The organism is Micromonospora sp. WMMD710, from assembly GCF_029626045.1.
GTDB lineage: Bacteria > Actinomycetota > Actinomycetes > Mycobacteriales > Micromonosporaceae > Micromonospora.
Map to the genome: position 1 here is coordinate 1,571,993 of NZ_JARUBD010000001.1, position 22,245 is coordinate 1,594,237.

General features: G+C 71.7%; 21 protein-coding genes. 15 read left to right on the plus strand and 6 right to left on the minus strand.

What is annotated here, in order from left to right; genetic code table 11:
• Nucleotides 1-2 precede the first annotated feature (2 nt).
• Together O7620_RS07130 and O7620_RS07135 are read right to left on the minus strand one after the other, a co-directional pair.
• On the minus strand, nt 3-1,031 hold the full coding sequence (locus tag O7620_RS07130; protein WP_278122390.1) for an iron chelate uptake ABC transporter family permease subunit: 1,029 nt from the start codon (nt 1,029-1,031) through the stop codon (nt 3-5).
• On the minus strand, nt 1,028-2,050 hold the full coding sequence (locus tag O7620_RS07135) for an iron chelate uptake ABC transporter family permease subunit (RefSeq protein WP_278122391.1): 1,023 nt from the start codon (nt 2,048-2,050) through the stop codon (nt 1,028-1,030). Before O7620_RS07135 ends, O7620_RS07130 begins: the two co-directional genes overlap by 4 nt.
• Nucleotides 2,051-2,208: 158 nt before the next feature.
• Here O7620_RS07135 and O7620_RS07140 point away from each other — a divergent pair, with 158 nt between their 5' ends.
• From O7620_RS07140 to O7620_RS07170, 7 genes are all read left to right on the plus strand, one after another.
• Nucleotides 2,209-3,240, plus strand: coding sequence for an ABC transporter substrate-binding protein (locus tag O7620_RS07140; RefSeq protein WP_278122392.1), 1,032 nt, complete (start codon nt 2,209-2,211; stop codon nt 3,238-3,240).
• 4 nt (nt 3,241-3,244) lie between these two features.
• Nucleotides 3,245-4,102, plus strand: coding sequence for a siderophore-interacting protein (locus O7620_RS07145; RefSeq protein WP_278122393.1), 858 nt, complete (start codon nt 3,245-3,247; stop codon nt 4,100-4,102).
• Nucleotides 4,103-4,203: 101 nt separating this feature from the next.
• A complete protein-coding gene (locus O7620_RS07150) occupies nt 4,204-5,748 on the plus strand; it encodes an aspartate aminotransferase family protein (protein WP_278126893.1) in 1,545 nt (514 codons plus the stop codon).
• A gap of 35 nt (nt 5,749-5,783) precedes the next feature.
• Nucleotides 5,784-7,061, plus strand: coding sequence for a SidA/IucD/PvdA family monooxygenase (locus O7620_RS07155; protein ID WP_151488845.1), 1,278 nt, complete (start codon nt 5,784-5,786; stop codon nt 7,059-7,061).
• Nucleotides 7,058-7,651, plus strand: a complete 594-nt coding sequence (locus O7620_RS07160; protein WP_278122394.1) for a GNAT family N-acetyltransferase — start codon at nt 7,058-7,060, stop codon at nt 7,649-7,651. Before O7620_RS07155 ends, O7620_RS07160 begins: the two co-directional genes overlap by 4 nt.
• Nucleotides 7,648-9,495, plus strand: coding sequence for an IucA/IucC family siderophore biosynthesis protein (locus tag O7620_RS07165; RefSeq protein WP_278122395.1), 1,848 nt, complete (start codon nt 7,648-7,650; stop codon nt 9,493-9,495). Before O7620_RS07160 ends, O7620_RS07165 begins: the two co-directional genes overlap by 4 nt.
• 232 nt (nt 9,496-9,727) lie before the next feature.
• Nucleotides 9,728-12,061 carry a beta-L-arabinofuranosidase domain-containing protein gene (locus O7620_RS07170; protein ID WP_278122396.1) on the plus strand — a complete coding sequence of 778 codons (2,334 nt, stop codon included), beginning with the start codon at nt 9,728-9,730 and terminating at the stop codon, nt 12,059-12,061.
• A 16-nt stretch (nt 12,062-12,077) separates the two neighbouring features.
• Here O7620_RS07170 and O7620_RS07175 read toward each other — a convergent pair whose 3' ends face one another.
• A complete protein-coding gene (locus O7620_RS07175) occupies nt 12,078-12,542 on the minus strand; it encodes a MarR family transcriptional regulator (protein ID WP_151488822.1) in 465 nt (154 codons plus the stop codon).
• A gap of 136 nt (nt 12,543-12,678) precedes the next feature.
• Between O7620_RS07175 and O7620_RS07180 the strand changes: the two genes are divergently transcribed.
• Nucleotides 12,679-13,239, plus strand: a complete 561-nt coding sequence (locus O7620_RS07180; protein WP_151488823.1) for an NAD(P)H-dependent oxidoreductase — start codon at nt 12,679-12,681, stop codon at nt 13,237-13,239.
• An 88-nt stretch (nt 13,240-13,327) separates the two neighbouring features.
• Nucleotides 13,328-14,623: an MFS transporter gene (locus O7620_RS07185; RefSeq protein WP_278122397.1), complete on the plus strand. Its 1,296-nt coding sequence runs from the start codon at nt 13,328-13,330 to the stop codon at nt 14,621-14,623.
• A 117-nt stretch (nt 14,624-14,740) separates the two neighbouring features.
• Here the strand turns inward: O7620_RS07185 and O7620_RS07190 are convergent, their stop codons facing one another.
• Complete coding sequence (locus O7620_RS07190; protein ID WP_151488825.1) at nt 14,741-15,226, minus strand: GNAT family N-acetyltransferase; 486 nt, start codon at nt 15,224-15,226, stop codon at nt 14,741-14,743.
• Nucleotides 15,227-15,358: 132 nt separating this feature from the next.
• On the opposite strand from O7620_RS07190, the gene O7620_RS07195 reads away from it, so the two are divergent.
• Nucleotides 15,359-16,021: a fasciclin domain-containing protein gene (locus O7620_RS07195; RefSeq protein ID WP_278122398.1), complete on the plus strand. Its 663-nt coding sequence runs from the start codon at nt 15,359-15,361 to the stop codon at nt 16,019-16,021.
• A gap of 51 nt (nt 16,022-16,072) precedes the next feature.
• Here O7620_RS07195 and O7620_RS07200 read toward each other — a convergent pair whose 3' ends face one another.
• Both O7620_RS07200 and O7620_RS07205 read right to left on the minus strand, forming a co-directional pair.
• Nucleotides 16,073-17,092 (minus strand): phosphotransferase, encoded by a 1,020-nt coding sequence (locus O7620_RS07200; protein WP_278122399.1) that lies wholly within the window; start codon nt 17,090-17,092, stop codon nt 16,073-16,075.
• The gene (locus tag O7620_RS07205; RefSeq protein WP_278122400.1) at nt 17,089-18,153 is read right to left on the minus strand and encodes a LacI family DNA-binding transcriptional regulator; all 1,065 of its coding nucleotides are present in this window, start codon (nt 18,151-18,153) and stop codon (nt 17,089-17,091) included. Before O7620_RS07205 ends, O7620_RS07200 begins: the two co-directional genes overlap by 4 nt.
• A 92-nt stretch (nt 18,154-18,245) precedes the next feature.
• Between O7620_RS07205 and O7620_RS07210 the strand changes: the two genes are divergently transcribed.
• The 5 genes from O7620_RS07210 to O7620_RS07230 all read left to right on the plus strand — a co-directional run bounded on the left by O7620_RS07210 (nt 18,246) and on the right by O7620_RS07230 (nt 22,241).
• Nucleotides 18,246-18,590: a cupin domain-containing protein gene (locus O7620_RS07210; protein ID WP_278122401.1), complete on the plus strand. Its 345-nt coding sequence runs from the start codon at nt 18,246-18,248 to the stop codon at nt 18,588-18,590.
• Nucleotides 18,583-19,299 (plus strand): cupin domain-containing protein, encoded by a 717-nt coding sequence (locus O7620_RS07215; protein ID WP_278122402.1) that lies wholly within the window; start codon nt 18,583-18,585, stop codon nt 19,297-19,299. Before O7620_RS07210 ends, O7620_RS07215 begins: the two co-directional genes overlap by 8 nt.
• 140 nt (nt 19,300-19,439) lie before the next feature.
• Nucleotides 19,440-20,414: an ABC transporter permease gene (locus O7620_RS07220; RefSeq protein ID WP_225854207.1), complete on the plus strand. Its 975-nt coding sequence runs from the start codon at nt 19,440-19,442 to the stop codon at nt 20,412-20,414.
• A gap of 23 nt (nt 20,415-20,437) precedes the next feature.
• Entirely contained in the window at nt 20,438-21,442 is a 1,005-nt protein-coding gene (locus tag O7620_RS07225) for an ABC transporter substrate-binding protein (protein WP_151488831.1), read from the plus strand.
• 4 nt (nt 21,443-21,446) lie between these two features.
• Nucleotides 21,447-22,241 (plus strand): ABC transporter ATP-binding protein, encoded by a 795-nt coding sequence (locus O7620_RS07230; protein WP_151488832.1) that lies wholly within the window; start codon nt 21,447-21,449, stop codon nt 22,239-22,241.
• Nucleotides 22,242-22,245: the final 4 nt, after the last annotated feature.

Sequence of the window (22,245 nt, forward strand, 5' to 3'; positions counted from 1 at the left end):
GGTCACAGCCGACCCGCCCGGCGTTCGACGGCGAGCAGCCAGACCAGATAGCCACCGCCGATCACTCCGGTCACCACGCCGACCGGAAGTTGGTGCCCGGTGAACGCGCGCTGGGCCAGCAGGTCGGCGCCGACCAGCAGCGCCGCGCCGACCGCCATCGACGGCAGCAGGTTGGGGCCGGGCGCCCGGGTCAGTCGTTTCGCGACGTGCGGCGCGACGAGCGCCACGAACGACACCGGACCGGCGGCGGCCGCCGCGAACGACACCAGCAGCACCGCCGCGGCGAGCAGCACCAGGCGCAGGCGGCGGACCGGCACGCCGAGGGCGCTGGCCGTGTCGTCGCCCAGTTCCATCATCCGCAGCGCCGGGGCGCAGCCGACGAGCACCAGGGGCGCCAGCACGGCCAGGACGGCGAGCAGCGGCCCGGCGTTCGCCCAGCCGCGCCCGTCCAGGCTGCCGGTGAGCCAGAGCACCGCGCGGGCGGCGTCCATCAGCGGCGCCCGGGTGAGCAGGTAGCCGTTGACGCCGGTGAGGATCGCGGCGACGCCGATGCCGACCAGGATGAGCCGGTAGCCGTGCACGCCGCGCCGCCAGGCGAGCGCGTAGATCAGCAGGCCGGTGGCGAGTCCTCCGACGACCGCGGCGCCCGCGAGGGCCAGGCTGCTGCCGCCGAGGACGACCACCACCAGCGCGCCGGTCGACGCGCCCTGGGTGAAACCGAGGATGTCCGGGCTGCCCAGTGGGTTGCGGACCAGCGACTGGAAGACCGTACCGGCCAGCGCCAGCGCCGCGCCGACCAGCAGGGCGGTGACCAGCCGGGGCAGGCGCAGCTCGGTCACGATGAACTGCTCCGCCGGGGTGCCACCACCGGTCAGGGTGCGCAGCACGTCGGCCGGGCCCATCGGGTAGTCGCCGCTGCCCACGGCGACCAGGCCGAGCCCGGCCGCGAGCAGGGCCGCGCCGGCACCGACGGCCAGCGCGCGCGGGCGGATCCGCACCGACAACCCGCCGGGGGTACGCAGGACGGTCATGGTTGGGCCACCGGTCGCCGGCTGACCAGCCAGAGGAAGAGCGGGCCGCCCAGCACGGCGGTCACCATGCCGACCTGAAGCTCGCCCGGTCGGCCCAGCACCCGGCCGAGCACGTCGGCGCCGAGCAGCAGCACCGGCGCGAGCACCGCGCAGTACGGCAGCAGCCAGCGCAGGTCGGGGCCGGTCAGGGCGCGGACGAGGTGCGGCACCAGCAACCCGACGAACACGATCGGGCCGCAGGCGGCCGTCGCCGCGCCGCAGAGCAGGGTGACCGCGACGATCACGGCGGCGCGGATGAGCGCCGGCCGGGCGCCCAGGGCCCGCGCCGTGTCGTCGCCGAGCGCCAGGGCGTTCAGCGGACGGGCGGCGCCGAGCGCGACCAGCAGACCGACCATGATGAACGGTGCGACCCGGGTCACGGTCGCGGAGTCCGCGCTGGCCAGCGAGCCGACCGTCCAGAACCGCAGCCGGTCCAGCGACGCGGTGTCCAGCAGCATGACCGCGCTCACGTACGAGTAGAGCGTGGCGTTCAGCGCGGCGCCGGCCAGTGCCAGGCGGGCCGGGGTGGCGCCGCGTCCGCCGCCCACGGCGTAGACGAGCGCGGTGACCACCGCCGCGCCGAGCAGCGCGAACCAGACGTACCCGCCGATGGCGGTCACGCCCAGGAAGCTGGCGGCGGTGGCGACGGCGGCGGACGCGCCGGCGTTGATGCCGAGCAGCCCGGGGTCGGCGAGGGGGTTGCGGGTGAGGGCCTGCATGACCGCGCCGGCCACGCCGAGCGCGGTGCCGGCGAGCAGCCCGAGCAGGGTACGCGGCAGGCGCATCCGGTGCACCACGGCGTACTCGGTGGCGTCGCGGTGCAGCAACCCGGACCAGACGTCGGCGAGGGGCAGCGACTTCGCGCCCACCGCGATGCTGAGCAGCAGGAGCACGCCGAGCAGTGCGACGGCGCCGAGCAGGCCGGCGGCACGGGCCGCCTGGTGTCGCACCGGGGGCGGGGCCGTGGACCGCGCCGGCACGTGTGGTGCCGGTCTGGTGACGGTGGGTGAGGCGTCCAGTGTGGGCTCCGGTTTCGTGGCGACACGTCGGTACCGCTGTTGACAACGACCGAGGTTAGGCTAACCTAACCCCGCTGTCCCGGTCGACACCGACCCTCCCTTGATCGAAAGACGACACCATGCCCGATGCACTGTCCTCCCGTCGCCTCTCTCGTCGTGGCCTGCTGGCCGCCGGTGGCGCCGCCACGCTGGCTGCCCTGCTCGCCGGCTGCGGCAAGGACGATGCCGCCAAAACCGCTCCCAGTAACGGAAACGGGCCCTGGTCGTTCACCGACGACCGCGGCAAGAAGATCGAGGCGGCGGCCCGTCCGGCCCGGGTGGTGGCGTTCACCGGAGTGGCGGCAGCGCTGGTCGATTTCGGTCTCGACAAGCAGCTCGTCGGAGTGTTCGGCGAGACCAAGCGCGCCGACGGCACGATCGACCCGCAGGCCGGCGACCTCAACGTCGAGGCCGTGGAGGTCATCGGCAACGTGTGGGGCGAGTTCAGCCTCGAGAAGTACGCGGCCCTGCGTCCCGAGCTGCTGGTCACCCACATGTACGACCCGGACGCGCTCTGGTACGTGCCGGACGAGAGCAAGGACAAGATCCTCCCGCTCGCGCCGAGCGTGGCCGTCACCACCGCCCGGGTGCCGATGACCAAGCCGATCGAGCGGTACGCCGCCCTGGCCGAGTCGCTCGGCGCGGACCTGTCCGCGAAGAAGGTCACCGACGCGAAGACCCGCTTCGACGCCGCCGCCGAGGCGGTCCGTCAGGCGGTCAAGGCCAACCCCGGCATCACGGTGATGGCCTGCTCCGGCAGCCCCGACCTGTTCTACGTCTCGAACCCGAAGGTCAGCACCGACCTCATGTACTTCGCCGAGCTGGGCGTCAACATCGTCGTCCCCACCAAGCTCGAGGCCGGCGACTACTTCGAGGCGCTGAGCTGGGAGAACACCGGCAAGTTCCCGGCCGACCTGATCCTGCTGGACAACCGCAGCACCGCGTTGCAGGCCAAGGACCTCGCCGCCAAGCCCACCTGGCAGCAGCTGCCGGCGGTCAAGGCCAACCAGGTGACCCCGTGGGACGCGGTGCCCCGCTTCTCGTACGCCGGCGCCGCCCCGCTGCTGGAGAACCTCGCCACCGCCATCCGGAACGCGAAGAAGGTCAGCTGACGCCATGAGTACGAGCACCGTCGCGCCCGTCGCCCCGCAGTTCCGCTTCTTCGCCGCGCACGTCGTGCGGTCACGCCGGATCGGCGCCTCGCTGATCCGGGTCACCCTCGGCGGTCCGGAGCTGGTCGACGTCGCTGGCGGTGGCCGGGACCAGAGCGTCTCGCTGTTCCTGCCGCACCCCGGGCAGCACGCCCCGGTGGTCCCGGTCGAGCACGGCGACGACTGGTTCGGCGCCTGGCGGGCACTCCCGCCCGACGTCCGCGCCGTGATGCGCTCGTACACCATCCGGGAGCAGCGCCCGGCCGCCGGCGAGGTGGACATCGACTTCGTCAGCCACGGCGACGGCGGTCCCGCCTCGCGCTGGGCCGCCCTCGCCGGGCCGGGCGACCGGGTGCTGCTGCTCGGCCCCGCGGTGCACGACAATCGCAGCGTCTGCTTCCGCCCCCCGGACGGCACCGACCTCGTCGTGCTGGCCGCCGACGAGACCGCGCTGCCCGCCGCCGCCGGGATCCTCGCCTGGCTGCCCGCCGGCACCCGGGTACGCGCCTGGATCGAGGTGCCGGACGCCGCCGACATCACCGAGCTGCCCAGCGCCGCCGACGCCGAGATCCGCTGGATCGTGCGCGGTAGCACCCCGCCCGGCAGTGACCTGCTGGTCGGCTCGGTGCGCGCGGCCCGGCTGCCCGCCGGCACCCCGTACGCCTGGATCGCCGGCGAGTCCGGCGTGGTGCGGGCGCTGCGCCGGCACCTGGTCGGCGAGCGGGGCTTCGACCGTCGACGGGTGACCTTCGCCGGCTACTGGCGACGCGGACTGTCCGAAGAGGACCTGCGTGCCGAGGCGCTGGCCGGCGTCACCGCCTGAGTAGCGACCCCCATCGAAGGCAGCACGACCCCGTGGCGCGACGGTGCGCCGGGGCCGGTCGCGGCTGCCCATCGTCGAGAACGTGGAGGACATCCGTGACCGTGCCGACGTACCCCGTCGAGACCACCGCGCCGCCACCGGCGCCGGCGACCGCACCGGCCGCCGCGCGGGCACAGCTGCTGCACCAGGGCTCCGTGGAGCAGTACCGGCAGGCCATCGCCGACGGCGTCGACCGGGTCGCCCGGCGGGTGGCCGGCGTGGACCGGCCCGGCACCGGCATCACACCGGCCGAGTTGGCGCCCCTGGTCGACCGCGTGGACCTGGACCGGCCGCTGGGTGACGCCGGGGCCGCCCTGGACGAGCTGGAGGACGTCTACCTGCGCGACGCCGTCTGGTTCCACCATCCCCGCTACCTCGCCCACCTCAACTGCCCGGTGGTCATTCCGGCGCTGCTCGGCGAGGCCGTGCTCACGGCCGTGAACTCCTCGTTGGACACCTGGGACCAGAGCGCCGGGGCCACCCTCATCGAGCGTCGCCTGATCGAGTGGACCGCTCAGCGGATCGGCCTCGGCCCGGACGCGGACGGCGTGTTCACCAGCGGGGGAAGCCAGTCCAACCTTCAGGCGCTGCTGCTGGCCCGGGAGGAGGCGTGCGCCGACGCGCTCGGCCCGGCGGCCCGCGCGGAGCTGCTGCCCCGGCTGCGGGTGCTCACCTCGGCGGCCGGTCACTTCAGCGTGCAGAAGTCCGCCAAGCTGCTCGGCCTCGCCCCGGACGCGGTGATCGCGGTGCCGACCGACGCCCGGCGGCGCATCCGGCCCTCCGCCGTGCGGGACGAGATCGCCCGGTGCCGGCGGGCCGGACTGGTGGTGATGGCCGTCGTCGGGACCGCCGGCACCACCGACTTCGGCTCCATCGACCCGCTCGCGGAGCTGGCCGGGATCTGTGCGAGCGCCGGCGTCTGGCTGCACGTGGACGCCGCGTACGGCTGCGGGTTGCTCGTCTCGCCGACGCGCCGGCACCTGCTCGACGGCATCGAACTGGCCGACTCGGTGACCGTCGACTACCACAAGTCGTTCTTCCAGCCGGTCAGCTCCAGCGCGCTGCTGGTTCGCGACCGGCGGGTGCTGCGGCACGTCACCTACCACGCCGACTACCTGAACCCGGCGCGGATGGTCGAGCAGCGCATCCCCAACCAGGTCGACAAGAGCCTGCAAACCACCCGCCGTTTCGACGCGTTGAAGCTCTGGCTGACCCTGCGCGTGATGGGGCCGGACGCGCTCGGTGCGCTCTTCGACGAGGTGGTCGACCGGGCCGCCGACGCCTGGCGGCTGGTCAGCGAGGACCCGCGCTTCGAGGTGGTGACCCGCTCGCAGCTGAGCACGGTGGTCTTCCGCTACCTGCCCACCGGCCCGGGCCGCGAGCTGGCCGACGCCGCCAACCTGTACGCCCGCGAGGCCCTCGCGGCCACCGGCCTCGCCGTGGTCGCCGGTACCCGGGTCGACGGCCAGCACTTCCTCAAGTTCACCCTGCTCAACCCCGCCACGACCGTCGAGGACGTCGGTTACGTGCTGGACCTGATCGCCACCCACGCCGGCCGGTACGTGCACGACCACACCGCCGCCGAACTGACCTGCCCCGTCGGCTGACGCCGGTGACCACGAACCCGCGCCTGGAGACCCCGATGTCCACCCACGACTTCATCGCCATCGGGCTCGGCCCGTACAACCTGGGCCTGGCCTGCCTCACCGCGCCGATCGACGAGCTGGACGGCGTGTTCCTGGAGGCCCGCCCGAGCCTCGCCTGGCACCCCGGCATGCTGCTGGAGTCGGCCCGGTTGCAGACCCCGTTCATCGCCGACCTGGTCAGCCTCGCCGACCCGACCTCGCCGTACTCCTTCCTCAACTACCTCAAGGAGATCGGCCGGCTCTACCCGTTCTACATCCGGGAGAGCTTCTACCCGCTGCGCAGCGAGTACGACGCGTACTGCCGGTGGGCGGCGGCGAAGCTGCCGAACCTGCGTTTCGGTCAGACCGTGACCAGCGTGGAGTACGACGACACCGACGAGCGGTACGTGGTGCGGGCCAGCGCGGGCACCGGGGAGACCGTGGAATACCGCGCCCGGCACCTGGTGCTCGGCACCGGCACCCCGCCGCACCTGCCGGAGGCGGTCGAGGGGCTGCCCGGTGACGTCGTGCACAACTCGCGGTACCTGGAGAACCGGTCGACGTTGCGGACCAGGCGCAGCATCACCGTGGTGGGCAGCGGGCAGAGCGCCGCCGAGATCTACCACGACCTGCTCGGCGACATCGACCGGTACGGCTACCAGCTGAACTGGGTGACCCGCTCGCCCCGGTTCTTCCCCCTCGAATACACCAAGCTGACGCTGGAGATGACCTCGCCGGACTACGTGGACTACTTCCACGCGCTGCCCGAGGCGACCCGCTACCGGCTGGAATCGGAACAGAAGGGCCTGTTCAAGGGGATCAACGCCGACCTGATCAACGACATCTTCGACCTGCTCTACGCGCACAGCGTCGACGGGCCGGTGAACACGCGGCTGCTCACCAACACCGAGCTGGTCGGCGCCGAGCACCGGGACGGGGCGTACACGCTGAGGTTGCGTCAGGTGGAGCAGGAGCGCGACTTCGCGCTGCGGACCGAGGGCCTAGTCCTGGCCACCGGCTACCGCTACCAGGTGCCGGAGTTCCTCACCCCGGTGTCCGACCGGATCCGCTGGGACTCCCACGGTCGCTTCGACGTGGCCCGCAACTACAGCATCGACCACACCGGGCGGGGCATCTTCCTACAGAACGCCGGCACCCACACGCACAGCATCACCTCACCGGATCTCGGCATGGGCGCCTACCGCAACTCGTGGATCATCCGGGAACTGCTCGGCCGGGAGCACTACCCGATCGAGAAGAGCATCACCTTCCAGGAGTTCGGGGTGTCGTCGTGACAGGCGTCTTCACCCGCCTCGACGAACGGCTCGGCGAGTTTGCGCTGCGTCCGCTCGACCCGGACGCCGACGCGGCGCTGCTGCACACCTGGGTGACCCATCCGAAGGCGTCGTTCTGGATGATGCAGGACGCCGACGAGGCCCAGGTCACCGAGGAGTACCGGCGGATCGCCGAGCACCCGCACCACGACGCGTACCTCGGCCTGTGGCGGGGGAGTCCCGCCTTCCTCGCCGAGCGCTACGACCCGGCCCACGTCGAGCTGGTCGGCCTCTACGACCACCAGCCCGGTGACGTGGGCATGCACTTCCTCAGCGCGCCGGTCGACGCGCCGGTGCACGGCTTCACCCGGGCGGTGATCGGCACCGTCATGGCGTGGCTGTTCGACGACCCCGCCACCGCGCGGGTGGTGGTCGAGCCGGACGTGCGCAACACCGCCGTGCACGCGCTGAACGCGGCCGTCGGCTTCGAGGTCGTCGGCCCGATCGTCAAGCCCGAGAAGGACGCGCTGCTCAGCGTCTGCACCCGAGCCCAGTTTCAGGCCGCCGCCGACCGCGTTGCCGCCATCCGAACCGAAGGAGCCCCGGCGTGACCACCACCGCCGTCCCCACCCACCCGCCCGTCGCCACCGCGCACAGCGCCTCCGGCGACCCGGTCGGGCACCTCACCCCGCAGCGCTGGGCGCGGGCCAACCGGCTGCTGGTGCGTAAGGCGCTCGCCGAGTTCACCCACGAGCGGCTGCTCAGCCCCGAAGCCGTGTCCGGCCCCGACGACCGGCAGTGGTACGAGGTCCGCAGCGACGACGGCACGGTCACCTACCGGTTCGCGGCCCAGGTGCTGACCCTGGCGCACTGGCAGATCGACGCGGACAGCATCACCCGACACCGCGACGGCGCCTCGCTGCCGCCGGACGCGGTGGACCTGATCGTCGAGTTGCGCCACACCCTCGGACTCTCCGCGCGGGTGCTCCCCGTCTACCTGGAGGAGATCACCTCCACCCTCGCCGGCACCGCGTACAAGCTGGCCCAGGCCGCGCCGAGCGCCGCCGAGCTGGCCGAGGCGGACTTCCAGACCATCGAGACGTCGATGACCGAGGGCCACCCCTGCTTCGTCGCCAACAACGGCCGGCTCGGCTTCGGCGTCGACGAGTACCACCGGTACGCCCCGGAGGTCGCCGCGCCGGTACGGCTGGAGTGGCTGGCCGCGCACCGGGACCACTCGACGTTCAGCAGCGCCGCCGACCTCGACTACGACACGCTCATCGAGAGCGAACTGGACGTCGAGACCCGGGCCCGGTTCGCGGCCACGATGGCCGATCTCGGGCTGGACCTCGCCGACTACCACCTGATCCCGACGCACCCGTGGCAGTGGTGGAACAAGCTGGCGGTGACCTTCGCCGGGGAGTTGGCCGAGCGCCGGCTGGTGCACCTCGGCCCGGGGCCGGACGTGTACCTCGCCCAGCAGTCCATCCGCACCTTCTTCAACGTCAGCGAGCAGGGTCGGCACTACGTCAAGACCGCGCTGTCGGTGCTGAACATGGGCTTCATGCGGGGGTTGTCGGCCGCGTACATGGCGGCCACCCCGGCGATCAACGACTGGTTGGCCGACCTGATCGCCGGCGACGAGGTGCTGACCGGCACGGGCCTGACCGTCATCCGGGAGCGGGCCGCGGTCGGTTACCGGCACCGGCAGTACGAGGCGGCCACCGAGCGCACCTCCCCGTACCGCAAGATGCTGGCCGCGCTGTGGCGGGAGAGCCCGGTGCCCGACCTGGCGCCGGGGCGGCGGCTGTCCACCATGGCCGCGCTGCTGCACGTGGACAGCGCCGGTGGTTCGCTGGCGGCGGCCCTGATCGAGCGGTCCGGGTTGCCCGCCGAGGTGTGGCTGCGCCGCTACCTGGACGCGTACCTGACCCCGCTGCTGCACAGCTTCTACGCCCACGACCTGGCCTTCATGCCGCACGGCGAGAACGTCATCCTGGTCCTCGACGAGCGGGACACCGTCGAGCGGGTGATCTTCAAGGACATCGCGGAGGAGATCGCGGTGATGAGCGCCGACCGCGAGCTGCCGGCGGAGGTGGAGCGGATCCGCGTCGACGTGCCCGACGACACCAAGCTGCTGAGCATCTTCACCGACGTGGTGGACTGCTTCCTGCGCCACCTCAACGCGGTGCTGGTCGAGGCCGGGGTGCTCACCGAGGACGCCTTCTGGGGCGCGGTCGCGGCCTGCGCGGTCGACTACTTCGACCGGGTGCCGCACCTGGCCGAGCGGGTTCGCCACTACGACCTGTTCGCACCGGAGTTCACGCTGTCCTGCCTCAACCGGCTCCAGTTGCGCGACAACCAGCAGATGGTCGACCTGGCCGACCCGTCGGCCGCTCTCCAGTTCGTCGGCACCCTGACCAATCCGCTGGCCGCCCACGCCCCGCGTCGGTGACTCCGTCCACGCCTCCTGGTGTTATCGATAACACCAGGAGGCGTGCCGTCCACTGAGCCGTCATGGCCCTGATCGTCGGGGACAAGCCAGTCACCATCTTGAATGAGACCGCCCCTCCGCCGTAACATGCCGGACACGGATGTGAGCGCTAACGCTCGTGTCTGACCGCCCTGTCGAGCCCGTCCCCGCCCGGCTGTGCTCCGTCGCCTGTTGCGCTCTCCGTGGAGGTTCCATGTCCCCCCTGCCCATCAGCCGGCGCCGCGTGCTGCAAGCCGCCGGTGCCACCGCAGTCATGTCCGCGACCGGTACGACGGTCCTCACCGCGGGCCCCGCCGCGGCAGCCGTGGTCCCGCCCGCCCGGCCGGACATCGGGGTGTCGGCGTACCCCTTCGACCCGGGTCAGGTGCGACTGACCGCCGGTCGCTGGCTGGACAACCAGACCCGCACCCTCACCTACCTGCGCTTCGTCGATGTCGACCGCCTGCTCTACAACTTCCGCGCCAACCACCGGCTGTCCACCAACGGGGCCGCCACCAACGGAGGCTGGGACGCGCCGAACTTCCCCTTCCGGACCCACATGCAGGGCCACTTCCTGACCGCCTGGGCGTACGGGTACGCGGTGCTGGGCGACACCACCTGCCGGGACAAGGCGAACTACATGGTGGCCGAGATGGCCAAGTGCCAGGCGAACAACGGCGCTGCCGGGTTCGGCTCGGGCTACCTCTCCGGGTTCCCGGAGTCCGACTTCACCGCGCTCGAGGCACGCACGTTGTCCAACGGCAACGTGCCCTACTACTGCATCCACAAGACCCTCGCCGGGCTGCTCGACGTCTGGCGTTACACCGGCAACACTCAGGCCCGCTCGGTGCTGCTGGCCCTGGCCGGCTGGGTCGACACCCGGACGGCCCGGCTGAGCTCCAGCCAGATGCAGTCCATGCTGGGCACCGAGTTCGGTGGCATGAACGACGTGTTGACCGACATCTACCAGCAGACCGGCGACGCCCGGTGGCTCGCCACCGCCCAGCGGTTCGACCACGCGGCCGTCTTCAACCCCCTGGCCGCCAACTCCGACCAGCTCAACGGTCTGCACGCCAACACGCAGGTGCCCAAGTGGATCGGCGCCGCCCGCGAGTTCAAGGCCACCGGGACCACCCGGTACCGGGACATCGCGAGCAACGCGTGGAACATCACCGTCGGCGCGCACACCTACGTCATCGGCGGCAACAGCCAGGCGGAGCACTTCCGGGCGCCCAACGCGATCGCCGGTTACCTCAGCAACGACACGTGCGAGCAGTGCAACACCTACAACATGCTCAAACTGACCCGGGAGCTGTGGCTGCTCGACCCGAACCGGACGGACTACTTCGACTTCTACGAGCGCGCGCTGATCAACCACCTGATCGGCGGACAGAACCCGGCCGACAGCCACGGCCACATCACGTACTTCACCCCGCTGCGCCCGGGTGGCCGTCGGGGCGTGGGCCCGGCGTGGGGCGGCGGCACCTGGAGCACCGACTACAACTCGTTCTGGTGCTGCCAGGGCACCGGCCTGGAGATCAACACGAAGTTGATGGACTCCATCTACTTCTACAACGGCACGACGCTGACCGTGAACCTGTTCACGCCGTCGACGCTGACCTGGTCGCAGCGCGGCATCACGGTCACGCAGAGCACCAGCTACCCGGTCAGCGACACCACCACCCTCACCCTGTCCGGCACGATGAGCGGGTCGTGGAGCGTCCGGGTGCGCATCCCCGCGTGGACGAGTGGCGCGACGGTCAGCGTCAACGGTGTGGCGCAGAACGTCGCCACCACGCCGGGCAGCTACGCCACGGTCACCCGCACCTGGGCCGACGGGGACACCATCGTCGTACGCCTGCCGATGCGGGTCGTCATGCGGGCCGCCAACGACAACCCCGGCGTCGCCGCCGTCACCTACGGCCCGAGCGTGCTCTGCGGCAACTACGGCAATACCGCGCTCACCGCGCTGCCGTCACTCACCGTCGCGTCGATCGCCCGGACCAGCACCAGCTCCCTGGCGTTCACCGCGACCGCGAACGGCTCCACCGTCACACTCGCGCCGTTCCAGGACGCCCACGGTTACAACTACACCGTCTACTGGAACGCCAGTGGCAGCAGCGGCGGTGGCAGCCACCGGCTGGTCAACGTGGGCACCGGCCTGGTGCTCGGCATCCAGAACATGTCCACCGCCGACGGTGGGCTCGCCGTGCAGTGGGGTGACAGCGGCACCGCCGACCACAACTGGGTGGCGGTGACCGACGGCTCAGCGGTCAGGTTCCGCAATGTCAACAGCGGGAAGGTCCTCGGGGTGGAGAACATGTCCACCGCCGACAACGCCCGCGTCCTGCAGTGGTCCGACAACGGCACCGCCGACCACCGGTGGACCCTGGTGGACAACGGTGACGGCACCTACCGGATCCGCAACGTCAACAGAGGCAAGCTGCTCGGCATCCTGAACGGGTCCACCGCGTGGGGTGCCCAGGCCGTGCAGGATTCGGACAACGGCAGCGCGGACAACCGCTGGCGGCTCGTGGCGAACGCCTAGGACGGCGCGGCCTGGCTCAGTCGGTCGTCCCCGCGCTGCGGAACGCGCGGGCCAGCTGAGCCAGGTCGAAGCCGTCGAAGTGCTGGAGGAACCGTCGGCGTACGGCGGCCAGGTGGCTGGGCCACGACTCTTCCAGGCGGGCGAAGCCCGCGTCGGTGAGGACGGCGTTCCAGCCACGGGCGTCCTCCTCGCACCGTTCCCGCTTCACCAGGCCCTGCGTCTCCAGTCGGATGATCGTGCGGGTCATGCCGCTGAGCGAGAGGTGGCAGAGCGAAGCGAGTTCGTGCATGCGCATCCGCCGGTCCGGTGCCTCGGAGAGGTTCATCAGGGCGGTGTACTCGGTCAGCGGCAGTTGACGATCAGCGATCATGTCGCCGTCGATGGTGCGGGGTAGCACGTGCATCACCTGGCCCAGGGCGCGAACCAGGGCCTCTTCGTCCGGATTGAGAGGAAGCGGACGCTCTGCGGGTGGGCCGGCCATCCCGACATCCTAGTTGCTTGACCGATCAATTGCCCACCACGCGTGTGGGGACGGCCACACCAGGGCCATTTGCTTGACCAAGCAACAACCGGCTAGCGTCGGCGCGTCAGCCCAACCACTTCTGAAAGGCGCCACCATGACCAGGATCGGGATCATCCTCGGCAGCACCCGCCCCGGGCGGAACGGGGAAGCGGTCGCCCGCTGGGTCCTCGAGGTCGCCAAGCAGCGCTCCGACGCGGAGTACGAGCTGATCGACCTGCTGGACTACGAGCTGCCGCACCTCGACGAGGCGTACCCGCCGGCGATGGGTCAGTACACCAAGCCGCACACGCTGCGGTGGGCCGAGACGATCGCCTCGTACGACGGGTTCATCATCGTGACCCCCGAGTACAACCACTCCACGTCGGGCGCCCTCAAGAACGCCATCGACTACCTGTACGCCGAGTGGAACAACAAGGCCGTCGGCTTCGTCAGCTACGGCTCGCTCGGCGGCGCCCGGGCCGTCGAGCACCTGCGTCTGATCGCCGGCGAGCTGCAGATGGCCGATGTGCGTTCCCAGGTGGCGCTGTCGCTCTTCACCGACTTCGAGAACTTCAGCGTCTTCAAGCCCAACCAGTTCCACGAGGACGCGCTGACCACCACCCTCGACCAGGTGGTCGCCTGGAGCGGCGCGCTCGCCCCGCTGCGCCAGAGCTGACCCTTGCTGACCCGGAGCCGGCCGCGGGATGTCCTCCCGCGGCCGGCTCGTGGTTGACGCCCCTCTGGTGCGTACTACTCTCGATCCGGTGAGTCGAGTTGCCAACGCGCGCCATGCGCCGCTGTGGCGGGATCGCACCTTCGGCACGTACTGGGTCGCGCAGTCGCTCTCCGCGGCCGGTGACTCGTTCGCCTACCTGGCGGTACCGCTGCTGGTGCTCCAGGCCACCGGGTCGGTGGCGCAGATGGGCCTGCTCACCGCCGTCGCGGGTGCCGCATCCGTCGTGGCCGGCGTCTTCGGCGGGGTGCTCGTCGACCGGTACGACCGCCGCACCCTGATGATCGCGGCGGACCTGACCCGGCTGGTGCTGTACGGCCTGGTGCCCCTGGCCTGGCTCGCCGGCCCGCAGGTCTGGCTGCTCTTCGTCGTGCTGCCGATCTGCGAGGCGGCCGGCATGGTGTTCCAGGTCGCCGCGGTGACCGCGGTTCGCAACCTCGTCGACCGGGACCGGATCACCGAGGCCAACGGCCGGTTGCAGGCGACGTTCGCGGCGACGGCCGTCCTCGGGCCGCTGCTCGCCGGTGTCGTGTCGGCCCGCTTCGGGCCGGCGGTCGCCATCGCCGTCAACGCGGGCAGCTTCGCGCTCTCCGCGGCCGGTCTGTGGCTGATCCGACTGCGGCCGGTCGAGGTCGACGACGCCGCGGACGCCACGGCCCTCCGGCAGCGCCCGCTGGCCGAGTTCCTGGCGGGGGCGCGGTTTTTGTGGCGGCAGCCCGTGCTCCGCGCGCTGACCGTGCTGCTGTCGGTCTTCATCTTCCTGACCTACGGCTTCACCGACGTGCTGATCTACCACGTCACGCACGACCTGGGCGGCTCCGAGGGCACCGTCGGCACGGTGCTCGGTGTGGCGGCGTTGGGCACGGTCGCCGGCGCGCTGCTGGTCGCGCCGCTGCGCCGTCGGCGCGGCTTCGGCGTCACCTGGATCAGCGCCCACACGGTCTGTGGCTGCGCGGTGGTGGGAGTGGGTGCCGCCACCAGCGTGCCGGCGGTCACCGCGCTGACCGCCGTGTACCTGTGCTGCCTCAGCATCGGCGGCATCTGCTCGATGTCGCTGCGCCAGGAGATCACCCCCGACCATCTGCTCGGCCGGGTCACCTCGGCGTTCTGGAGCATCCACTACTCCCTCGGGCCGGCCGGTGCGGCGGTGCTGACCTGGTCCGCCGGCCGGTACGGCGTCCAGGCCGTCACGCTCGTGGCGGGAGCGGGGTGCCTGCTGGTCGCGATCGGGGGACTGTTCACCCCGATCCGCCGCGCCGGCGCGGAGCTGGCCGCCTCGCGGTCCGGACTTCGCGCCGCCCCGGCCGGGGGCAACCTCAGTGGTTGAGACGCTTCGGAGTTGATGTCGTCAACGAATCACGCCCTGACGGCGGCGCGGAGGTCGGCCGGTGCGCGGTGCGCCGCGGCGGCGCCCACCACCACCATGGCCGCCCGAGCGCCGGGCTCAGAACTCCTGGTACATGACGTGCAGGCCGACCCGGCCGAGGGTGGGGTGGCGGAACGCGCCCGGCACCGTGCCGACCACCGTGAAACCCTCCCGCCGGTACAGCTCGACCGCCGACCGGTTGCTCTCCACCACGGCGTTGAACTGCATGCCCGCGTACCCCTGCTGGCGCGCCCAGGTGAGGGCGTCGCGGCACAGCGCGGTGCCCACGCCCCGCCCTCGCGCGCCAGCGGCGACCATGAAACTCGCGGTGGAGACGTGCGCGCCCGGCCCCGGCCGGTTGGCGCCCATCTTCGCGGTGCCGAGGACCCGCTCCCCATCGACGGCGACGACGGTCCGTCCCGGCGGGGCCTCGGCCCACATGCCGTACGCCGCGTCGGAGGTCATCGCCGGGTCGTAGACGAAGGTCTCCCGGGCCCGGATCACCTCCTCGACGATCGGCCAGACCTGCGACCAGTCCTGGTCGACGAACTCCCGAATCAGCACCGGGCGAGGCTAAGCCCCGGACAGGTTCCGGACAATCCGTTATCCGCAGGTGCATCCGAGGGGCGTTGACGATGCGAAGCATGGGTCGTGACGAGACGTCACGGATCTGTCGCCTCGACGAAAGGCCCGCTGATGAAGATCGCACGACTCGCCGCCCGGGTGGCGGTGGGCACCCTGGCCACCGCGCTCGCCACCACCGCCGTCGCCGTGCCGGCCGCACAGGCCACCGGCAAGAAAAAGCCGTTGGGCACGGCGTCGCTCGCCCAGGTGCTCACCAAGGACCGGTCCGGATTCGATCGCAACGCACGAGACTTCGACGTGCTGACCGCAGCCGTGCTGGCCGTGCTGGAGGCCAAGCCGAACTCACCGGTCAAGGTGCTCACCGACGGCACGGTCGCGTTGACCGCGTTCCTGCCCAACGACGCGGCGTTCCAGCAGTTGGTCCGGGAGATCACCCACGCCCAGAAGCTGCCCGGCGAGAGTGCGGCGTTCTCGGCCGTCGCCGGGCTGGGCATTGACACCGTGGAGACGGTGCTGCTCTACCACGTGGTGCCGGGCGCGACCATCGACCGCAAGACGGCCGTCACGGCAGACGGCGCCGAGCTGACCACCGCGCTCGGCCCGACCGTCGAGGTCGACGTGCGCACCTACTGGCACTACTTCCGTCAGGTACGCCTGGTCGACGCCGACACCAACGATCGCGACCCACGGGTGGTCGCCTTCGACGTCAACAAGGGCAACCGGCAGATCGCGCACACCGTGGACCGGGTGCTGCGCCCGATCGACCTGCCCTGATCGAGGTCGGGTGGCGTGCGACCAGGCGTCGCACGCCACCGGCACGGATCGTCAGACCGGGCTGAGCGCCGTGATCTCCGCGTCGAGCAGGGCCGCCAGCCGCTCGTGCCGCCCCGGGTGGCTGCCCGGGGTCATGCCACGGCTGGGCATCTCCACGGTCATCAGCAGGTACAGGTGCAGCCGGTACAGCGCGAGCCGCCGACGCGCCGAGGCGTCCAGGACCAGCGGCTCGGCGGCGGCGTCCCGGTAACCGCGCAGCAGGGGGTGCTCCGGCTCGTCCTCGACGTGCCGGAACAGCCGGGGCGAGACCAGGTCGAGCAGCGGGTCGCCGTACAGGAACCGCTCGCCGTCGACCAGACCGCGCAGCCGTAGCCGTCCGTCGGCGTCGGGCGCGGTTAGCACGTTGCCGTCCCAGCAGTCGAAGTGCAGCAGCGCCGGGCGGCGGACCTCGTCCAGCACGTCGGCGTGCCGCCGCACCAACGCGCGCAGACCGGCCTCGGTGATCGGCAGCCGCACGTCCCAGTCGGCCGCGTCGGCGAGCAGCGCGTCGAGCATCGCGGAGAACGCCGCCCGCCAGGTCGATCCGTCGGCCCGGTCGCCGTCGTAGCCGAACCGGTCGCCGGTGACCCGGTGCAGCGCGGCGAGCGCCACCCCGAGGTCGTACCGCGCCGGGCCGTCGTCGACCGCGACGCCCGCGCCGGCCAGGTCGGACAGCGACCGGCCGGGCAGCATCGCGGTGACGAGCCATTCGCCGTACGCCGGGTCGGTGCCGTGGTGCAGCACCGGGGGTACGGGCACCTGCGGCGCCCGCTCGGCGACCAGCCGGAAGTAGCGTGCCTCGGCCGCGCAGAGCCCCCGCTCGTAGCGCAGCAGTCGGGTGCCGGCCGGCGGAGCCACCTTCAGCACCACCCGACGGCCGTCGTCGAGCAACGCCCACCACACCGTCGCGTACCCGCCGCCGGTCAACGGACCCGCGTCCCGGACCCGGTCCCGCGGGCCGAACGACGCGCGGACCAGGTACGACACATCGTCCGTCGTGAGGGGACGCTGCGTCGGGCTGACCACGGTCACGACGCGGTGTCAGCCCGACGGGCCCGGGGCGCGGACCCGGTGGTGGTCCGGGCGGCGGGGCCGGTGGTGTCCCGCCGGATCAGCTCCGCGGGGAGCACCTCGACCCGGGGTGACAGCGCCTCCGCGCCTAGCACCAGCGACATCGCGCGCACTCCCATGTCGACAAGCGGCAGCCGCACGGTGGTCAGCGCCGGCGTGACGTCCCGGGCGATCGGCATGTCGTCGAAGCCGATCACGGAGACCCGCCGCGGTACGGCCAGCGAACGGGCCCGCAGGGTGGCGAGCGCGCCGATGGCCATCGAGTCGTTGAGCGCCACGATCGCGGTCAGCTCCGGATCCGCGTCGAGGAGACGGGCGGTGGCCTCGGCGCCGCCGTCGCGGTCGAACTCGGCGTAGCGGATCCGCCGCTCGGGCAGGTCACGGCCCTGCTCGGCGAGCGCCTGCCGGAGCCCGGCCAACCGATCGGTGGTGGTGGTGAGGATGCGCGGGCCGGCGACCACGCCGATCGCCCCGTGTCCCAGGTCGCGCAGCTCCCGGCCGGCGAGGTACCCGCCGGTCCGGTTGTCCGGCATCACCGCGTCGCCGGAGTGCTCGTGCCGGCCGATCACCGCGACCCGTCCGCCGGTGGCCCCGTACGCGGCGAGCTTCTCGTTGAGCTGCCGGGTGAACGCCTCGTCGTGATAGCCGGAGCCGGCGAGGATGAGCGCCGCCACCTGGTGGCCGCGCAGCAGCTCCACGTACTCCAGCTCGCGGTCCGGGTCGCGGTAGCTGTTGCAGATCATCAGCAGCCGGCCCTGGTCGGTGGCGACGCGTTGCAGCCCACGGGTGATCTCGGCGAAGTACGGGTCGGAGACGTCGTGCACGATCACGCCGACCGCGCTGCGGTGTGATCGGGCCAGCAGCTGGGCGTGGGCGTTCGGCACGTACTGCAACTCGGCGACGGCGGCGAGCACCCGCTCGCGCAGCTCGTCGGTGACCGGCTTGCTGCTGCCGTTGATCACGCGGGAGGCGGTGGCGGGCGAGACGCCCGCGCGTCGCGCCACGTCGGACAGGGTCGCCATGGCCGCCCCCTCGATCTGTTGACGGCGTTTCGCCGTGCCGGCTAGCGTCACGGTACCGCAGTGAAAGCCCTTTCCCGCAGGGAGGCCCGGTCATGTCCGATCGCTTCGCGGTGCTCCAACTCGACGACCTTCCCACCAAGCGCTGCTCGTGTGGGACCACCCGCAGGGGCTTCATCGCCGAGAGCGACGGCCAGGCCAGCGTGCACCTGCTCGAGGTGCAGGACGCGGTCACCCACCATCACCGCATCGCCACCGAGTACTACATCGTGCTCGCGGGGGAGGGTGAGATCGAGCTGGACGGGGTGCGCCATCCCGCCCGGCCGATGTCCGCGTTCCTCATCAAGCCGGGTTGCCGGCACCGGGCCATCGGTGACCTCACCGTGCTGCTGGTGTCGCTGCCGGCGGCGGACGACACCGACGAGTACTTCGATGCCTGACCGGTCGGCCGTGCTGCCCGGCGGCATCGGGTTGTCCCGGCTGCGGGTCTACGACACGGCGGCGCCGGACGGCGTGGTCGGCGGCACCCCGCACGTGCACCTGTGCTGTACGGAGGGGTACGTGGTGACCGGCGGCGAGGGCGCGGTGCAAACCCTCACCGCGGCCGGCTACCGGGAGACCCCGTTGCGGCCGGGTGCGGTGGTCTGGTTCGAGCCGGGCACCGTGCACCGTCTGGTCAACGGCGGTGAACTGACCATTGTGGTGCTCATGCAGAACAGCGGGCTGCCCGAGACCGGGGACGCGGTGCTGACCTTCCCGCCCGACGTGTTGGCGGACCCCGACGCGTACCTCGCGGCGGCGGCGCTGCCGAACGGGGGAGCGCCGGGCACGGACGTGTGTGCCGCGTACCGTCGACGGGATCTGGCCGTGATCGGCTTCCAGGCGCTGCGGGCCGGCGGTCCGGCGGCGCTGGCCGCGTTCCACGACGCGGCGGTGGCGCTGCGCCGGCCGTTGCTGACCCGCTGGCGGCAGCGGTGGTCGGCCGGTGCCGGCCGCGCCGCCGCCGGCACCGGCGAACAGCTCGACGCCCTGGAGAGGGGCGATCCCGGCCACCTGGGGGACGCCCGGGTGTACGCGGTGGACGAACCGGTCGAGCGGGGCCGGCTGGGCATGTGCGGCCTGCTGGACACCTACCCGGCGGCGAGCTGACGGCGCGGGCACGGCCCGAATAGATCGAGGAAAGGCCTTGCCCGGTGCGAAGGTGCCGCCTACGCTCCAGGAAAGCGTTTGCCTGATCCGTCGACCGGCCCCCTCCGCGGGTGCTGAGCCGGGCCCCGAGGAGGTTCCGCGTGACCGAGAACTCTTTGGACACGGCGGGCCGGCAGGCCGCCGTCGACATGACCGAAGGCGGGCGGGCAGCCGTGTCCGCGTCCGGTGCCACCGCTTCGTCGGACACCGTCGACGCCCCGGCTCCGTCCACGGTGGCCGGTCCTCCGCCCGGCACCGACGGTCGACCACCACGACCGACGCTCGGCCGCCGCGCGGTGGCGCTCGCCGACTCGCTCTGGCGCCCGGCGCTGGTGCTGGCCGCGCTGTTCGCCGCGTGGTGGTTCGTCGCCGCCCAGGAGTACGTGCCGAACTATCTGGTGCCCACGCCCGGCCAGGTCTGGACCACCATGACCGGGCAGTCGTCCGAACTGGCCCGGCACACCGTGGTCACCCTCTACGAGACGGTGCTCGGCTTCGTGCTGGCCGCCGCGCTGGGGCTGGCCGCCGCGGTCGCCATCGCCTACTCGCGCACCCTGGACAAGGCGCTCTACCCGATCGTCCTGTTCGCACAGGTCATCCCGAAGATCGCCATCGCCCCGCTGCTGGTGGTCTGGTTCGGCCTCGGCCTCACCCCGAAGGTCATCCTCGCGGTGCTCATCGCGTTCTTCCCGGTGGTCATCTCCGGCGTGGCCGGGTTGCGCTCCACCGACCCGGAGCTGCTCGACCTCGCCGCCACGATGGGCGCCGGACCCTGGCGTACGTTCCGCAAGATCCGCTTCCCGAACGCGTTGCCGCACCTGATGGCCGGCCTGAAGGTGGCCGTCACCCTCGCGGTGGTCGGCGCCGTGGTCGGTGAGTTCGTCGGCGCCAGCGAAGGGCTCGGCTACGTCCTGCTGCTGGCCAACGGCAACCTCGACGCCCCACTGCTGTTCGCCGACCTGATTCTGATGTCCGCCATCGGCATCGTCCTGTTCGTCCTCGTCGAGATCGCCGAGGCACTGCTCATCCCGTGGCACGCCAGCCGCCGTGCCGGCGTGTCCCTCACCACCTCCTGACCGACCCCATCACGGAGGCACCGATGAAACGCACCGCCACCACCATCCTGGTCACCGCCGCCCTGCTCGTCGCCGCCACCGGCTGCGGTGGGGACGACTCCGGCGGCGACACCAACGCCGACGGCAGCAAGCAGGTCACCCTCACCCTCAACTGGGTGCCGTACGGCGAGCACGCGCCCTTCTACTACGGCCTGCAGAAGGGCTACTACTCCGCCGAGGGCATCGACCTGAAGATCCTGCCGGGCAACGGCTCGGGCAACACGGTCAAGCAGGTCGCCCAGAAGCAGACCGACTTCGGCTGGGCGGACAGCCCGGTGCTGCTCAAGTCGGTGGCCAGTGGCATGCCGGTGCGCAGCCTCGGCGCGTACCTGGAGAAGGGTCCGTCCTCGGTGGAGTTCTTCACCGAGAAGAACATCAAGACCCCGGCCGACCTCAAGGGCAAGACCGTGGGGGGCACCCCCGGTGACGCCCTCTACGCGACGTTCCCGGCGTGGCTGGAGAAGAACGGCCTGAAGAAGGACGACGTCAAGGTCGTCAACGTGGACGCGGCCGGCAAGATCGCCGCGCTGGCCGAGGGCAAGGTCGACGCCATCATGGGCTTCTTCCACGACCAGGCGCCGACGATCGAGAGCAAGACCGGCAAGAAGGTCGACGTGCTGCTCTTCGCCGACTACGGGATGAACCTGCTCGGCACCGGTCTGATCGCCAACACGCAGACCCTGCAGAAGGACCCGGAGCTGGCCCGCAAGTTCGTCCGGGCCACCCAGAAGTCCTGGGCCGACGCCGCACGCGACCCGGCCGGCGCGGTGAGCGCGATGGTCGAGCTGGCCGAGAACGAGCCTGCCCCCGAGGTGCTCACCAAGCAGCTCACCCTCAACCTGCCGCTGCTCGGCGCCGAAGGCCCGCCCGGGGTGAACACCGAGGCCCAGTGGACCGAGACCATCGACCTGATGTCGCGCTACGCCGAGCTGAAGGATGCGGGCGCGCCCAACGCGTACTGGGACTCCTCGTACGCGGCACAGGGGTGACCCGGTGACCGCAGCGCCGGCCCGCGCCGGCACCGCCATTGGGATGTCCGGCGTGACCGTCCGGTTCAGCTCCCGCCGGTCGCAGACCACCGCACTCGACGACGTGTCGCTGGACATCCAGCCCGGCGAGTTCGTGACGATCGTCGGCCCGTCCGGCTGTGGCAAGTCGACCCTGCTGAAGATCGTCGCCGGGTTGGTCCAGCCGACCAGCGGAGAGGTGTCGCTGCTGGAACGCCCGGTTCGCGGCCCGCAGAAGCAGATCGGCTTCGTCTTCCAGAAGGCCGCGCTGCTGGAGTGGCGCGGCGCGCGGGCCAACATCCTGCTCCAGGCCGAGATGCGCGGCATGGACCGGGCGCAGGCGGCCCGTCGGGCGGACGAGCTGATTGAGATGACCGGCCTGACCGGTTTCGAGAAGGCGCTGCCGCACGAGCTGTCCGGTGGCATGCAGCAGCGGGTGGCACTCTGCCGCGCGCTGCTGCACGCCCCGCCGGTGCTGCTCATGGACGAGCCGTTCGGCGCCCTGGACGCCCTCACCCGGGAGCAGATGAACGCCGAGCTGCACCGGATCTGGCGGGAGACCGGCACCACCGTGGTGCTGGTCACCCACTCCATCGCCGAGGCGGTCTTCCTCGGCACCCGGGTCGTGGTGATGAGCGCCCGGCCCGGCCGGATCATCCGCACCTTCACGGTCGAGCTGCCGACGCACCGCGACTACGCGCAGGTGATGTCGGATCCCCGCTTCGACCGGCTCGCCACCGACCTGCGCGGGTTGCTCGGCAGCGCGGCCGCCAACCACTGAGACG

Coding starts and splice junctions, on each gene's coding strand:
- O7620_RS07130 (WP_278122390.1), bottom strand. CDS start 1,031: ATGACCGTCCTGCGTACCCCCGGCGGGTTGTCGGTGCGGATCCGCCCG.
- O7620_RS07140 (WP_278122392.1), top strand. CDS start 2,209: ATGCCCGATGCACTGTCCTCCCGTCGCCTCTCTCGTCGTGGCCTGCTG.
- O7620_RS07145 (WP_278122393.1), top strand. CDS start 3,245: ATGAGTACGAGCACCGTCGCGCCCGTCGCCCCGCAGTTCCGCTTCTTC.
- O7620_RS07155 (WP_151488845.1), top strand. CDS start 5,784: ATGTCCACCCACGACTTCATCGCCATCGGGCTCGGCCCGTACAACCTG.
- O7620_RS07170 (WP_278122396.1), top strand. CDS start 9,728: ATGTCCCCCCTGCCCATCAGCCGGCGCCGCGTGCTGCAAGCCGCCGGT.
- O7620_RS07175 (WP_151488822.1), bottom strand. CDS start 12,542: ATGGCCGGCCCACCCGCAGAGCGTCCGCTTCCTCTCAATCCGGACGAA.
- O7620_RS07180 (WP_151488823.1), top strand. CDS start 12,679: ATGACCAGGATCGGGATCATCCTCGGCAGCACCCGCCCCGGGCGGAAC.
- O7620_RS07195 (WP_278122398.1), top strand. CDS start 15,359: ATGAAGATCGCACGACTCGCCGCCCGGGTGGCGGTGGGCACCCTGGCC.
- O7620_RS07205 (WP_278122400.1), bottom strand. CDS start 18,153: ATGGCGACCCTGTCCGACGTGGCGCGACGCGCGGGCGTCTCGCCCGCC.
- O7620_RS07210 (WP_278122401.1), top strand. CDS start 18,246: ATGTCCGATCGCTTCGCGGTGCTCCAACTCGACGACCTTCCCACCAAG.
- O7620_RS07215 (WP_278122402.1), top strand. CDS start 18,583: ATGCCTGACCGGTCGGCCGTGCTGCCCGGCGGCATCGGGTTGTCCCGG.
- O7620_RS07225 (WP_151488831.1), top strand. CDS start 20,438: ATGAAACGCACCGCCACCACCATCCTGGTCACCGCCGCCCTGCTCGTC.